This is a genomic window from Candidatus Harpocratesius sp., from assembly GCF_054039255.1.
Window position 1 is genome coordinate 13101 of the sequence record NZ_JBPLBG010000031.1, and the last position, 17960, is coordinate 31060.

Sequence of the window (17960 nt, forward strand, 5' to 3'; positions counted from 1 at the left end):
ATTGCAGGGCGGCACAAATTCAAACGATTAATAAATATATTTTTGATTAATGGATCGGAGATTTGCTGGACCTTTGTATCAATATTATTGAGGGAGTGCATTCTTTGCTTATTTCAAGGGAAAATATTTTATTTTTTAGACCTAACACAGTTATCTAATCCGACTAACATACATTTACATTTCAAGATAATTAGTATAATTAATTAAAAATTAATATTTCAAGTTAATTTAATGTTAAATTTAACTAAGTTATTTCATTTTTTGAAAAAATAGTATTAAATATTTTTGGGAAAGAATTTAGCAATAACTCACATCTTACTTCTAGATGGTAAAGAAAATAGTACTAGTAGGATCGAGCTCAGCGGGAAAATCCACGTTGAGAAAATGGTTTTTCGAAGGGGAAAATATCTTCAAATTATTGGAAAATCCATTAGAGCCGACAATTAGTTATGAAAACAAATCTTATCGTTTCATTCAAAAATTATATGTATTCGATCTAGCAGGACAGGAATTTGATAGATGGTTTGGGGAACAACAAGATATTTTTGATGAAAGTGAAGTAATTATTAATGTTATAGACGCTCGTAGCGCTCCAAAAATTATTACAGATTACATTATAAAAGCATTACCACTACAATCTAGCCGAGTGAAAGATGCAGATATCTTTTTTCTAATTCATAAAGTTGATCTTATTGACACATTTCAGCAGGATAAAATAAAAAAGGCTTTAAATGATTTAAAACGCAAAAAAAATGAACAAGAGGAGATGATTTTTAATTGGTATTTTACATCTATAAAACCTTCATATTTAGTAAGCACTATAAATGCATTCGCAGACATTTTCAAAATATCTGGTCTTGATCGAGAAGCAAAACTGAATACAAAATTAATTCGCTTGAATACTGAGTTATTCCAAATGCTTTCTGAAAATCAAGAAGTTTCGATGGAAAATTTATCATTATTGTTAAAAGGAACTTATTCTAAAATACATAGTTTGGTAACATCGTATAAAGATTCAGGATTATTAGAAACAAAAGAGAAAAATGGGAAAATAATTATTTCATTAACAAAAAAAGGAGAATCTTATTATGAACAAGTTATTAAAAGTATTGAATTATTATTTAAAGAAGAATTACATGAAAGAATTTCAGAAGAAGTGCCATTTGAAGAAAAAATTCAGACACCTTCTTATTGGATTTATGGAATAATGATTAGTGATTCAAATGGAAGGACACTTTTAATAGCAGAAACTTCAGATAACAGTTTGAAATCAATATTAAATCAAGCAAATAATCCACAATTTGATCTTGAGTTAATTCCAATGTTTTTAAATGCTATGTCAAAATTTGCTGAAGAAATAAATGTTAAAAATTTATCAAGTTTTCAAATCCAAGGAGGAAATTTACAAATGTCTTCATTATCTCGAGGAAATATAACATTTACTGTATTTTCAAATCCAGAATTTAAAATAGAATTGGTTCAAGATGAAATTACTGTAATTTTTGATGAATTTTTTGATAATTATATAAAATATATTAAGGAATTTGAAAAAACAGGTAATGCTACCCCTTTTATGGAATTTATTCCTACAATTAAAGAAAAGATAGAATTGGTTATCAAAAATTATATAAAAATTATAAAAGAAATCTCTTATTTCAGTTTTGATGAAGTAAAGCGGTTATATGATGAACTTTCTCATGTAAATGAAGATAAATTAACATTAGAAGAACAATTAAAGATAAAATCGCTAAAGGTCAAATTACTAGAAACTATATTAGCAGAAAATGCCAGAGATTTTCTTGCAATGGAAGAAGAAATACGTTCATGTATTAAATAAGCAAAAAAACCAAAGTCTTGATATAATAGGAGATTCAGATGTAAGATACTATTTTTCTTAAGAAATCAAAAGAATTCACAAGAATTTACAACTAGTTCTTTTTTTCCAGCCATTTTTATTAGAATTCTGTTAGAATAGAAGGATGGAATTTTTATTGATCGCAGACTTAAAAACATTAGTTAAACTATAAAAAAAAAGAAGGGAAAATAATTGGTCCTTAGACGCGCAACTCAAAAATCTGAAATGCAATCGCAGATCTCATCCAAATATAAAATAATTGTTGAAGGAATTCATAAAACTTACTTATTAGGAACTACTGCAGTCCCCGCATTAAGGGGAGTTGATCTAAAAATTAAACCAGGGGAATTTGTTGGTTTAATGGGTCCATCTGGATGTGGTAAAACAACTCTGTTAAATCTAATTGGGGGTCTAGATTATCCTACTCGAGGAAAGATATATTTAGATAATCAAGATATGTCAAGATTAGATGAGAATCAACTCGCAGATTTACGTCGAGACAAAATAGGTTATGTCTTTCAATTTTATAACCTCCTCCCTTTGTTAACTGCTTTAGAAAATGTAATGATACCCCTTCATTTTCAAGGTAGATTATCAAAACGTGCAAGAAAACGAAAAGCAATGGAATTATTAAAACTTGTAAAACTTGATGATCGCGCTGATCACACACCATCAGAATTATCCGGTGGAGAACAACAAAGAGTTGCAATTGCACGTGCATTTGCCAATGATCCATCAATAGTATTACTTGATGAACCAACAGGTGATTTAGATTCGAAAACTGGGATAGAAATATTGAATTTACTACGAGATCTAAATAGAAAAGGTGCCACATTTATTGCTGCAACTCACGATGCTGCAGTGTCAGAATATTGTTCAAGAGTTGTACATCTAAGAGATGGAAAAATAATTACGGGATTAGAAATCTCTGGTTTGAAAGAAACACCTGAAATGCGTGAAGCACGATTAAAGCTTCAAGCTCAATATAAAGAGATGTGTGAAAAGAAGATACTATCAATAGTTAGAGAACAAATACTGCAGCAAAAGTTTGAAATTAGATTAGCTTTTATAAAAGAGCAAATCGATGATGAAATCATTACAAACTTACCTTTGCATTTTGATGATGTAGTGGAAGAATTAATTGAACGTAAAGAAATTAACGGTCAAATTAGGAGCGGTGTTATTTATATAGAAAATACTCAACAAGGATCTGAAATTGTTTAGTACCTTAAGAAGATATACTTTAAGGAGATTGAAATAGCATCTATGAATACATTTCTTTGGATTTATGCAATTAAAGATTTATTTCGGCAAAAAACCCGGACATTATTCGGTATTTTAGGTATAACTGTAAGTTTACTTCTATTAACTTCTGTTTCTATCATCACAGATTCAGTTTCTTATAATTTTATTGACTTTCTTACACTAGATGCTGGAACACAAGATATGGTTCTTTCAAAAAGACCAATTTCCACTAATGATGAAAATTTTACAGGATATTTTGATTTTCAAGATATAATTCCAAAAATCCATGATGCAACTAATGAAATAGGAGATATCGTGCCCCGAGGTTATTTTCGAAGCGAGTTTATCAATCAAAATGAATCAATTGGAGCAAATCAAAAGAAAATATGGATATGTGCACTAAATATTACTTTAGAAGAAGAATTAAAATTTGGTTCATTTCAAAATTTAAATAATAACTTGAATATTTCAAAAGGTTTACCAGTTAATCAATGTCTTGTTTCTGAAAGTTATGCTAAAATAAAAAAATTAAATTTAGGAGATAAGATCCATCTTTTCGTCAAACCATTAAACTCATCAATAAATCTGACTATAGCAAGCACATATGGTCAAAAATTGAAATTTCCTATAGATGAAGAGCCTGAATTCATAGTAGATCTCACTTGGTGGGGAAATATAGCGGATTTATGCAATAACAATTCCAATTTTGCTGAAAATTATACATGGAATTATAAAGTTAATCGATTACTACTCAAACTTAGCGATGCGGAAGGAGTATATGATGTTCGCAATGTTAAAGGAACTGAGAAGTATATTGCACAAATTGGTGCAGATGTCTTGACAGAATTAGGATTAGACTCTTGGAAAATGGATTATCCAAAATTAGAACTATTGTTTGTATCTGAGTTTTTAACCTTAACAATGAATATTCTGTTTATCACAATTGGTATTATTTCCATGCTAATTTCAGGTATTTTAATTAATGCTATTCTTTCTACTTCTGTAGAAGAGCGAATAAAAGAATTTGGAATAAATAGAGTACTGGGAGCACGAAAAACATATAATTTAAAATTGATCTTAATCCAAAGTTCATTTATTTCGTTTAGTGGAACAACTTTAGGAATTATTTTAGCCACTTTAGCAATTAGATATATTGGAATCCCATTTGGAGAAAGATTGCTTATTGAAAATGGGATTTATACATCAATAGCATTTTTCATCGCTCCAATGACAATAATTTCTTCCTATCTTATAGGTGTTGGAGTTTCAACAGTAGTCTCCATTTCTCCTGCACTAAAAGTTATGAGAATGAAAATTGTCGAAAGTATTAATCCATATAGGACTTCTGATGAAGTATACCACATGGAAAAAGAAGGAAGTGCTAATGTCCGCCTTATAATTATTGGAATTATATTGGCTGCAAATGCGGGATTTATTTACTTCTTGCTCCCACGAATAATTATTTCTTTTCAATTTGGAATTCTTGCTTCCGTTTTAATTATCACAATGATGGTATTTTTAATTGGAGTTTCAATAATGGCAATCGGATTTATGCCGATACTAATTCGATTACTTGTGAAGATATTTGAAACTTTTAATCAAAAATTAATGAATATTGTAAGAATCACAGTTCACAGATATCAGCGTCGCAATTTGTCGACAAGTATCATGTTTGTACTCTCTTTTTCCTTTATAATTTTTACAACAAGTATGGTGCAAATTCAAATTAAACAAGTAGGTGGGTTAATTCAATATGAAGAAGGTTCAGATTTAGTCCTTCGACCAGACAGCTATGATTTAAAAGCACCTACAGTAGCAATCACCGAGAAATTAATGCAAATAGATGGAATTGAGCGCGTTTCTTCTGTAATTGCAAGCGTACATGATTTGGAAGACATATATTCTGAAGAAAATAAAGATTTTGAAATCACTTTAGGAGATTATATTAATTTTCAATCGAATGAAGTAAGGATGTATGCTGTAGATCAAAATTATATTGATACAGTCTATCAAAACTACATTACATTTACTGAAGGAAATAAGGAGTCTGCTTTTAATGCTCTTTACAATGCTTCTGAAATAGGAGTTATAATTTCTGCTTCAATTGCTTCAAATCTCAGAATTCATTTAGGAGATATTGCAAGATTAACAATTACCCGAGGTACTGAAGAAGAACCATTTCTTTGCAGAATTGTTGGAGTCGCAAAATCCATGCCAGGTATGCAATCACGCTTCAGTGAAAGTGGTATTGGTGCTGCTTTTAGAGCGGGTGGTGTATTGATATCTCCAGACCACTATACTGAATGTATGAATATTCCAGGTGGAAATGATGCATTTTTAGATAAAATATTCATTAAAATAAAAACAGGTTATGATCCAATAAAAGTTGCATCTAGTATTGAATCTAAATTAAAAGACAATTATAAAATCGAAGTGGATGTTACATCTCAAGGAATTAATGAAGCGGAACAAGCATTTTTAGTTGTTAAATATTTATTTCTCGCAATTTTAATTGGAACCGTGTTAATTGCTTTATTTGGATTAATTAGTTCATCATATTCATCAATCTTAGAAAGAAAGCGAGAAATTGGAATTTTACGGACATTAGGTCTTCATGGTCGTGAAATTGAACATCTATTCTTACTCGAAAACTTAATTCTATTATTATCAAGTTCTACTTCAGGAAGTATTATAGGATATTTAATGGCGTTAGGATTAAGTGAAAATATGACCCTTTTTATACGAAGTCCACGAATTATTGCAGTACCATGGGATATTATATTGATTATTTATTCAGTATCACTAATTACTTTGTTTATTGGAATGAGATGGTTAATGCGCAAATTACGAAATCAAAATCTAATCGAAATATTCCGAGAAACATTATAATAAGAATGATTATTAGGGGGTATTAAAAAATACTTAAAAAAAGAAAGTTCAAAATGCGTTTGCAGGTGTTTTTTATTCAAAACAAACGAAAAAAAAGCAAGCAAAGATTGATATTGATTATTATATTATTCTGGTTTCTTTCACCTTCAATTATACTTAGTTTTCGAAATAGTTTTAATAAAATAATAATAGAAAATAATAATAATAATAGCAATAAAGCCAAACCATCTATTTTTTCTCCAATTTCATCTGATATATCTGGAAATGAATTATATGCAGAACAAATTAAGTTTAATATCGGTGGCTCTCACAATTTAATTCAACAATCTTATTGTACTAATGACACAAACGCACTAGATGGAATTGATTTATCAGATCCTGCATTTTCTGAAGCAGCATTTTATTTAACTATGTCTAATGGAATTATCCCTGAAATCAATCCTTATCCAATTAATAACGAAAATCCAAATTATATTCCCATTTCCAAGAATTATTTCAAGTTTTATCTGTATTTTGAAGGAGGAAGTACATCAAAAAATATAACTACTCAACAAGTTCGAATATTAGAAATTCTTAAAAATAGACTTAAAATAGATTTTCTCCTTTTAAATAAAACTGAAGACCCTAATAAAGGATATTTATTTGAATATTATGGCTTGACACCAGAATGGAGTAATTATTTTAATTTAACCCTATCAAATCTACCTCAAGATGGATATTGGAAAACACTGGATTATAAACGAATTCTCTCAAATTCTTATTTAGATACACATTATATTCAAAGTTCTTTACTTTATTTGAAGAAATTTGATTTTTTAAATAATGGAATAAATTCAATGATTTATGATCAAATTAGATTATCATTTGATTTATCTCCTTTACAAAGCAGTAATTCACTGTTTAATGTGGCTTCTTTTCAAAATACCAATTCTGATTCAAATAATCCATCAAATACTAATTCAAGCGAGAAATCTTATATAAATAGAACAAATAATTTAATTTTCTTTTCTGTACAATATGAAGGTATTGAAAATTCAAAAATACAACAAAAATCTCATATTTATCATTTCAATCTTTTTGAAGCATTAAATTTTAGCGGTTCTGAAATTTCGATATCATCTAAATGCTATAATTCTCCAGATGGAATATCATTAAGTAAAATCGATATTGGGTTAATATTTGGAGAAGTTACTAATATGGAACCAGATATATTTCCATTTAATAAAGAAAGCTTCGACCAGATAGAAAATCTTCTCTATATGTTTAATGAAGATGCAGATTTTTCGTTTTTAGATGATTATAGTTTTAAAGTTAAATGGATTACAAAAAATTCGTTAACCATGCTTACAACAGTTCCTGTAAATTATAAGAATAGTTCAGATTATGTAAATTTCTTAGAGTTACTAATGGATTTTCCTGAACTAGGATCATTACTTAATATTTCAATGGATGTTTCTGGTGGTTTTGGATTTGGATTATCTGGCAGTTATATTGCTCCAATTCAAGCGCTTTCTTTCGATTATATTATTGATCCAGTTGAACCTTCTCTTTTAATTCGGAAGGAAATTAAATCAGGTTCACCAACAAATGTTTTAAATTCAGATAATTCTCCAGCAATAGATGTAGTTGTAAATAATCCGAATAACTTTTCAGTCTGGGGAAAAGAACTTAATTTAACTGTGATAGGAATTACAAACAATCCAACAGCAAAATTAACAATTTTGGGTTTAGATCAAAATATGTTTGAAATCATGGGTTATAATAGTGATTTAATTGTTAATATCTTAGAATCTTTAGGCTATACCATTGAAGATCTCTTTCATCAAGATAATCCACGTTTTTTTATGTTGGATTTGAATAATACAGGAAATTATAACACACTTTATCCGAACCTTTTAGATTTAAATATTAATAGATTATTTCCTTATAGTCCGGAATTTACTCAACTTCTTATTGATAATGCAGATGCATTTGGTAGAATTGCCTTAAACCCCAAAATTTGGAATTCTTCAGAAAGTATTTTTAATCCAGAAAATTGGAAATTAGATCCAGGTGAAAATTTCTCAATATCAATAAATAACGGCCTTTTAAACATGAGTGATAAGTATTCTAAGATTCAAGGATTTTCAATAAATACACAACCACCTCATGAACCAATTATTGCAATAGGTCAAGAAAATATAGAAACATCAGAAAATAATACTTTTTTTGCACATGATGATTTATTCTGGGAAATTTCTTCTGAATACTATGGAAATACATACCAGATTCAACAATATCTCTTTTTTAATAATAATTCAAAGATTCTTCATATTACTAATAAAACAATAAGCCTAGATGCAATTTTTCTAAATCTACTTGCAAAAAGTAGTGTTCCAAATACAAATGTACAAATTGAAATTTATAATCATAATTCTACAGGAGAAAGTGGAGATGGATTTCAATCAATTTTAAGTAGAACGATAAATAATGAAATAACTCAGATTAATTTAACACTTTCAAATAACAACTACAATTTAAGCAATTACTGGGATAAAAATCAGAATATGGATATTTTATTCAGAATTACATATGAAAATAATGAACCTTTCAATTTATACCTTGATTTTATTCAAGTAGAATTTCAAGATCGTATAAATCAAAGGATTTTTCATAATCAGTCTCAAATACTATATTGTTCATCATATGGAAATAATCAATACTTTAGCAAATCGAACTCAATTACATTAATGACTTCTCAAAGTGCAATAATATCAATATCAAGTCAACTTTCACTAATTGATGATAAAACTTCACTGTATTTGTATAATGTATCGCTAGAAAATATCGGTACCATTCCAGCTTACAATATTTCTGTAGAATTACTTCAAATGGGTAGAATTCCGAATTTAATAAATCATACATTAATACACATTGCAAATAGAACAATTTTTCAGAGTATGGCTGGAAATTACACCCTAAAAGAAGGAATTTTGTCATTTTCATGCAAAAATTTAACAAGCCGGCAAAAAATCCAAAATATATCATTGTTTTTTTATCTTCCAAATAGTATTATCTTTCCTTCACTAAATGTAAGTTGGAATAATGAAGTTCAATTTAATGAATCAAATTCTCAAATGAATGCAATATCATATCAAGACTTCCTTTCATTCCCTTTAGATTATAATAAATCAGAAAACTATAATCCATTATATCAATTATTAATCGAATATCTAAATCCAGAAGATTCTAATTATTACGAAATAAATCAGAATGTATCCATCTTTATTCGCATTTCGAACTTAAATTCAGAACCAATTTTCGGATTAGATCTTCAATTCAGCAAACCTTTTGAAGGATGGCAATATTTGAACCAATCAGATCATATTTATATAAATGAATTAAGTTATAATCAATCTAAAACGATTGAATTAGTCTATTTAAAGGTAAATACTCGCGGATATTTACTCCCTTCAGCATTCCAGATTCATTGTGAAGAGAATAGTTTACTGCAAGTTATTTCACCTCCACCACTTTTATTGGGGAATTTTGAGATTGAATTGTCCAAAGAAATATCTCAAGATGTGTTAATAATGGGAGATTATATTGAAATTACAATAAAAGTTAAGAATTCAGGAACAATTCCTTTATCTGATATAATTGTTGATGATGCTGATTCATATTTTGCTGGAGCATTTATCTTATATGAAGGTATAACACTTCAAGAAATTAGTTTTCTTGATATAAATCAAACCTTCGAATTTCAATATACTCTTAGATCTTTACATTCAAAGGGTGTATATAACATACGTCCTGCAGAGATTTCATATTTCTTTGGCTCATTATATAACGTTTATAGTAACTCGATCTCAGTTAAAATCCAAGAGCCTTATTTGTTAAGAGTAGCAAAAATTATAAGTCCCATTTTAATTGGTGGGTTAACGTTATTTTTAACATATAAATATAAAATTCATTATTCAAAAGAAGATTTTGAATATCAACGTCGAGAAAGTTTGTTATTTGGCCAATCACTAAGAGAATCTTCTTGGCATAGAAAGAATCTAACAGAATTTTTCAACGAGCAACTCGAAAAAGGTGAAAACAAAAATGGGTAAACAATATTATACCAAAAAATTCTCTTATTTTCTTTTTGTCTCTTTAATTCTTCTTTCTAGTCCCTTAGTTTCAAGTATTCCAATTGATTTTTTAAAATCAAAATATATTCAAGATCAAATGAAAACAACTAACGATTTAATCTCAAACAACATTAGCAATATTAATAACGTTCAAATTAAAAGTGCTTCAAATCTATTCGATAATAAAACACATAGGTTTTTCTTTATTTATCAAAATCCAATTACAATAGTTGATAATAGTTCATTATTTGACCTTTTTTCTTCACTAGGAGGAATTATTGAGCAATTACCTTGGAACTATATTAATGGATTTTCAGGAACAATAAATAATTCACAAGAATATCTGGGTTTCTTTATTGAGTCTTTTCCTCCTGTTGATTATTTTGAAGATCCAATAGCAGAAATTCAAATGAATTCAATTCAAGATCAGATAAACTACTACCCAGAAATATACAATATGAATAATTTTAGCATTAAAGGAACTTCCAACGCATCGATAGCGATAATTGATACAGGTGTTGATATTTCCCATCCATTTTTTAATAATTCTTATCAAGATGAGAATTTTTCAAAGAAAGTAATAGGATGGACAGATGGAATTTCCAATTTTAGTCAGCCTTATGATGATAATGGGCATGGAACTGCAATGAGTGCTATTATTGGGGGGAATAATAATGTTTCAGCCATGTCTAATCATTCGAATAATGAATTTTACCTTACAAAATCTGCATCTATCAATCATAAAGAATATTTCTATCCACATTATCTTTCTGAAGGATGGTATGATATTAAACTAGCATCTTTTGAAATGGATGAAAATGCATTAGATATTCTTAATATTAATGCAAATCTGTCCATATTTTCACCCATGCTTGATTATAAGTTAAGATTGTATAGAAATGGAAATATTATTAATGAAACTTCCAGTATTCCATTAGAATTAACATGGGACACTTCAGGATTTTTCGATACTTCTAAAAAACCAGGAATTTATGATATTGTTTTTTCTTATCATAAAAATCTTGAACAGAATCCACAATTTTCGATACAAATTCAAGCAATTTTTTCTCCTAAAGGATATCCAAGTGATACAAGCGAATATTCTGGTTTAGCACCAGAAACACATATTTCAATGATAAAAGAATTAAATTCTTCTGGTAAAGGATACATCTCGGATATAATTTCTGGATTAGAGCATGTTATAACGAATATTCAATCAAAGCATATAATAACTCTTCTACTTTCAATCGCAACAATAGATATTCCTTCAAGTTTGGAAAGACCATTTACACAACTAATTGATGAAATTATAAAAAAAGGTTGTATGGTAATTATTGCAGCCGGAAATTATGGAATATCAAATAAGCTAAACGCAATGGCACTTAATGATAAAGCTTTAGTTATTGGAGCGACCAATGATCAAGATCAACTGACCTATTATACTTCTCAAGCTGGTGATAATAAGAACAATCGTATGCCTGATCTATTAGCCCCAGGAGGTAGTTTACTGCTTAATCATCAAATGGTAATTACTGCAGATTCAAATATGGGAGATAATAATAACCAAACAAAAGATTTAATAAAAAATGATTTATCTTGTATTACTGGAACTTCAGTTTCAGCAGCAGTTGTAGCTGGAATTTACAATTTAATTGTTGATTATTTAGGTGGATGGAATTATTGGAATTCAGGAATTAATAAAACCTTAGAAGCATTAAAAATAAAAAATTATCTTTTAATGACTGCTTCAGAGACAAATCAAGCCCGTGAAGATAATCCTTTCACACCTTATGATGAATCTACAAATAGTCCTGTAGTAAATAGAGGTCAAAAGGATAGATTTGAAGGTTATGGCAGAATGAATCCAGAAGCAGTATTTAATATGCTCCAAAATAGTATTGATTTAAATCATAATTACCAGATAGAACTTACTGCATCAAATAGTGATCCATTCTCACGACACGTTTTTGCACTTAATGTTTCACTTGAAAAGGACCAACTTTATCTATTTAATTTAACAAATGATGAAGGATTATTTTCAAATTTCGATATCGATATGTATTTATACAATAAAGATTGTTCTTTGTCAGGAGAGCCAATTTTAGAAGCATCTTCAACGCAAACGGGTAGTTCAGATGAAATTATTTATTTTACTAATCTTAATGACAGTGATACCTTTTATTTAGTTATTAAGGCAATATCTGGTTCTGGATCGTGTTCATTACAAGTCACGAAAGTAAATTTGACAAATGCACCAACTTTAGCCAATCCAATTGTTAGTATTGATTCAGATCTAAATTATAATGATACGTTAGACACTTATCGATTTGAAGTTAATTACACCCAAGATGATAATGTTCCAGCCACTTTCATCGACATAATCTTTCCTTCCTTGTCTAAAAATTATTCATTAATTCAATCTGTTGAGGGAGATACAAATTATGAAAATGGTGCGATTTATTATGTTGAAGTTAAATTTCAGAATCCTGGAAATTATTCATATTACTATATTGCCAGAACAGGAAATTTATCCATATATTATTTAAAAAATAATTCTAAATCTCTAATTATTAATCCAATTCATCATTTTGTTGGCACAAACTTCACCACAGAGCAAAATTCAGACATCAATCTCTGGAATTATGATCAAGATTCGAAAAATATTTACTTAAATAATAAGATAAATGAATTTAGAACAGGATGGCAAAAAATTATTGTTCCACAATTATATGAAAGTCGATATTTACGCACTCAAGAAAATAACTGGTCGGCTTGGTATTTTGGAATTGCCAATCTTAGTAATACATATTCAAGCCCAATTCTAACTGATCAAACTCCTTTATACTCTTATGAAAATATATCAGGAACCTATGATTTATATTCTCCAATTATCTTTTTAGAAAATAATAGTATTGAAACTATTTCTCCAATTCTTTCTTTAGGAATGAGATTAAGCATTAATAAAGGAGATTCTTTAAATTTGGAAATTAACCCTAATCGATCCAATTGGGAGTTATTAGAATCTTGGACATATAATCAATTCGATTGGAGTATGCTTCACTATAATCTTTCAGACTATAAAGGGAATTATATTCAAATTAGATTGCGAATTGTGGCAAACTCTGATAAATGGATATATAAAAAGGGCATTCTTTTAGATCATTTTTCAGTAACCATGAATTATAGCAATAATTCTCACAAACCAATATTAAATACGGCTTTTTCGCTTGAAAATCAAGAGATCCCTCTTTATCAAACTAAAAATGGAACAAATTTTGAAAATATTCAATTTACAATAGGTTATTGGGATGAAGATGGAAATCTACCTGATACTGTATTACTAGAAATTAACAATCAAAACTATACATTGTTTAACCAACAAGGTATTTGGGAAACAGGTAAATTTACAAATTCATTTGAAAATGAGATCATTTATTCCGCATTCCTTTCTTGTATAGATTTTTCGAATATGACCTTTAGATTTCATGCCTTTGACTCAAAATTCAATGTTTCTACGAGTTGGTTTAAAATAGAAGATTTACAAAAAACTTCAAGCAAAAAATTCCCCTATTATAACCCAATTCAAGAAGAGAATGCAGTAATTGGAGGATTTCCATCTAATCAATCTTTTTCATCTTGGAATATCCAAATAGCAGGTTGGCATCAAGTGAAAAACATTAATAATTCATATCAACCAAATGAATGGTACTCTGGAGATGGAGATTATTTAGGATATGGATATAATTATAAAACAAGCCTATATACTCCTATTCTTAATATAAATGCAAGTCATGAAGTTTATCTTTTTTTAACACATAGATTAAGATTTGATAGTGATGGAAATGATGGAAATGATTTTGCTGAAATATTAATTTCAGATAATTATGGAAAATCTTGGAATTCATTGATAAAATTTGATAAAGAAACGAATGGTTTAGATTTTAAATCTATTGCCATTGATATTTCTGATTATAATTTTAAGGATGTAATTCTTCAATTCTATTTCTCAACAGATGATTCAGGAGAGCCAATACAATACACAGGTTGGAGAATCAGAGAAATTTCTATTAATATTAATATTTCAAAAGATTATACTAAGCCAAACCTTATTTTTGAAGGATTTTCTGATAGAGATACAATTAGTGGAATTTTTAACTTTACAGTGTTTATTCAAGATGATTCTCCAATTGATTTCGTCCGAACAGAAATGTGGGTTGATAATCATCGAATTGATGTAGTGATCAGCAATAATAACACCATTTCAGTTTTAATTGATACATTAGAATATGATAACGGATATCCTTTAGAAATCATATTGGTAGTTTATGATATTGAAGGTAATCGAGAATTTGAAAAGATTACATTATTTGTTTATAATCCTCCAAGTCCATTATCAGTTATTTTATATAGCTTTACAGCAGTTTTTGGAGTTAGTGTACTAGGTAGATTTATTTATTCTCAAGTTAAAATCAGAAAATTGAAAAAAGAAGGAAAATATGTGAGAAAACCTAACTTTTTTGAGCGTCGTCAACAAATGAAATTTGAAGCAGAACAAATTCGAGAACAAGCCCGTTTAATTCTAAATAATTTGGATAAAGAATGGGAAAAAACACAACCGATAAAGTTGTATTGTAAAAAATGCAAACGCCTTTATTTAGGTGAAGAATTTGAATTATTCTGTCCACATTGTCAAGCAGCAACACTTTATGTTGCAAAATATTGTCCTGCTTGTAAAATATGGAATTATTTTGATGATGATAACCCAAACAGCAAATGTAGAAAATGTGATCTTATTCTTACTAAAGATTTTGATAAGGCCAAGGAATTTGTTCTTACTAGCCAATCTGAAAGAAAATTTGAAGATCTGCATGAACTAAAAGTAGAGGAGAGAGAAATATGAATTTGATAAAGTATACTTTTCATGATCTTAAAAAACAAAAAGTAAAAACCATTTTTGGAATATCTGGTGTTTTAGTCAGTATATTTTTATTAACAGTAGTTGGTACTTTATCTGATTCTTTGAGTTTTTCTTATTTGGATCAAGCAACAAGCGAATCCGGTTCTGCAGATATTTCAATTACGAAAATAACAACTCAAGATTTTAACTATAATCCATATTTTGACGAATCTATTATATCAGAAAAACTAGAAGGATCTGTACCTGAAATTGATTCATTTTTCCCCCGAATTTGGAATATAATGCGAGTAGAAAAATATGATGAAATAATTAATCTAAATGTCAGAAAATCAATAATTGCTTATGGAATTAATAGTACATTAGAACAAGATAGTGGAGAAATGGGAAATCTCTGGTTGTGTGATAATGATCCAGATTATACTCGCACAGAAAAGGCATTTACTGGTCCAATCCGTGAGGGTTTTTGTATCCTAACGAGAGGTGCTGCACGACTTTATCATGCACACGAAGGAAATGAAATCACTGTAAAATTTGGTAGCACTGAAAAAAGTTTTATTATTCAAGCTGTCGTAGAGCAAGAGTTACGTTTTTCAAGAATAGAATCAACTTTAATTATTTTTGAATTGCAGGTTGCTCAAGATTTAATGAATCAAGAAGGAAAAATTAATTCTATACAAGCAACAATAAAAGATCCCCAAAATGTTTATGATACTCGAAATATCGGTGCTAGTTTAAGTAAACTTAGAATTATTGCAGAAAAAGTTCAAGTTATCATGGGATTTGACTATCAAGTTTCGCTTCCAAAAATGGAACAAGTTGAAAATATTGAACAACAATCAACAATGATGACAATAACTTTCTATTTTATTACTGCATTCTCGATGCTAATTACAGGTATTCTGATAAACTCTATATTAACAACCTCTGTTGAAGAGCGAATTAGGGAATTTGGAATACTGCAAGTTGTTGGCGGAAAACGATCTTTTTCATTTAAAATGGTTTTATTATCAGGATTCTTTATAGCAATAACAGGTACTGTCATTGGAACGTTTTTGGGTGCAGTTGTGGCACCTCCTGTATTGAATTGGATCTTTGAATATTTTGATATATGGATCATTCCTATGAAATTTTTAATACTACCTCGCACAATCATCCGTTCACTTTTAATAGGTATAATTATCACAAGTATAATTGCTGTATTTCCTGCATTCCGTGCAAGTCGATTGATTATTGCAAATGCAATTAATCCTGCGCGAAAAAATGATACAGGGGAAAAATATAGATTAAAAAAGGAAGGTTCGGCAAATTTAAAATTAATTGGTATAGGATTTGGTATTGCTCTTGCTGGAATTTTTATCTTTCTTGTTATACCTAGGTTGTTATCTGGTTCTGGCGGGATTAACTTAACCAATTATGTTTTTATGATCGTTCTTCTTCTAATCTTAATTGGACTAGTATTAGCAACAATTGGATTTGTTCCCATTCTTGAAAAACTTGTCGGACTTTTACTTAAACCTATGATTTCAAGATATTATCCGATTTATAGAATTAACCTTATTCGTTATCGACGGCGCAATACGGGAAATATTTTAATGTTTGCATTAACCTTTGCATTTATTTTCTTTATTTCATCAGTTCTTGAAATGAGTTCTGCAAATAATTCCATGTTTTTTGAATTTCAATATGGTTCTGATTTAGTAATGTCAAATACTGGAACAATTGAAGATGACAATGCAATTACAATGCAATTATTTTATGAATTACAGGAATTACCAGGAATCCGAAGTGCTGCACCGCTTTACACTAACAGTCCAATTGATTTTGCAAAAATAACATCAGCCATTTTTAATATTGGTCAAGAAGGAGTAGATGATATTTTAAGTTTCAGCGATCTTTTTGGAACTATCCCAAAACTTACATCTTATGCAGGAGATTTGGGAGATTATCATAATTACTACTGCAATATTTTCGGAATTGATGAAAACTTTTATAATACGATAGATAGGAGTATGCTTTTATGGGATATGGATGGAAATAATGATTTAATCGAACAAGTTGTTCAATCCACAAAAAAATGTATTATTGGTAAAAGTTTAGCAGATGGACTTGGAATAACTTCCTTACCTGCTCAAATAAAAATTTCAATTTTAGAATCTGAAGATGATAACCCTGATCGTGGAAATATTACCGTTTTTGACGTAATCGGAGTTTCTAAAGGTATACCTGGAATTTGGAATTTCCGCTCAAGTGAAGCAAACTTAAATATGGCACCAGGTGTTCTCATAAATGCTGCAGATTACTGTGAAATCATGAACTGGGGAGATCCTACAGATCCAGAAACAATATTAGATAAAATTTTAATTAATGTAGTTGATGATGATTATCAAAGCGTAAAAGATATTCAAAATTATGTAAAAAACTACTTTTCTGATGATTACAAATTTATATTAGACGAACCTGAAACATTGATAAGATTTATGGATAATGCAAATACGACATCAAATATTGTGATGCAAGTAATTCTCTTCTTCAGCATCGTCGTCAGTCTTTTTGGTTTAATTTCATCGATGTATTCTACAATAATTGAAAGAATGTTTGAAATTGGCATTTTACGGGCAATGGGAATGAAACCCTATGAAGTGAGGATTATGTTAATGGCTGAAGCAGTCACTATTATGATATCTTCTGGAAGTTTAGGGGCAATCATTGGCTGGTTTATCGCTTATTTACTGCAAACAAACGTAGCAATATTAACAGAATTACCTGTTGTAACAGCAATTAGTATAGGAACTTTGATATCAACTTTTGCAGTATCCATAGGAATAAGCATCATTGGAATGTTCTTTATTACTCGAAAAGTTCATAAAATGAACATTATGGAAGTTCTAAGACATACATTTTAAGAAAGTGATTATTTGTTTTGTGACAATTTTTTTTT

6 protein-coding genes are annotated in these 17960 nt (G+C 29.1%); all 6 read left to right on the top strand.

Annotated features, from left to right (window positions below; all coding sequences use genetic code 11):
* The first annotated feature begins 325 nt into the window (after positions 1–325).
* The 6 genes from ACXLDF_RS06195 (at position 326) to ACXLDF_RS06220 (ending at position 17925) form a co-directional block, all read left to right on the top strand.
* Complete coding sequence (locus ACXLDF_RS06195; protein WP_457557631.1) at positions 326–1837, top strand: ADP-ribosylation factor-like protein; 1512 nt, start codon at positions 326–328, stop codon at positions 1835–1837.
* Positions 1838–2047: 210 nt separating this feature from the next.
* On the top strand, positions 2048–3079 hold the full coding sequence (locus tag ACXLDF_RS06200; RefSeq protein ID WP_457557632.1) for an ABC transporter ATP-binding protein: 1032 nt from the start codon (positions 2048–2050) through the stop codon (positions 3077–3079).
* 42 nt (positions 3080–3121) lie between these two features.
* On the top strand, positions 3122–5989 hold the full coding sequence (locus ACXLDF_RS06205) for an ABC transporter permease (RefSeq protein WP_457557633.1): 2868 nt from the start codon (positions 3122–3124) through the stop codon (positions 5987–5989).
* Between the two features lie 53 nt (positions 5990–6042).
* Positions 6043–10083, top strand: a complete 4041-nt coding sequence (locus ACXLDF_RS06210) for a hypothetical protein (RefSeq protein ID WP_457557634.1) — start codon at positions 6043–6045, stop codon at positions 10081–10083.
* Positions 10076–15004, top strand: coding sequence for a S8 family serine peptidase (locus ACXLDF_RS06215; RefSeq protein WP_457557635.1), 4929 nt, complete (start codon positions 10076–10078; stop codon positions 15002–15004). Before ACXLDF_RS06210 ends, ACXLDF_RS06215 begins: the two co-directional genes overlap by 8 nt.
* On the top strand, positions 15001–17925 hold the full coding sequence (locus tag ACXLDF_RS06220) for an ABC transporter permease (RefSeq protein WP_457557636.1): 2925 nt from the start codon (positions 15001–15003) through the stop codon (positions 17923–17925). Before ACXLDF_RS06215 ends, ACXLDF_RS06220 begins: the two co-directional genes overlap by 4 nt.
* Positions 17926–17960 lie beyond the last annotated feature (35 nt).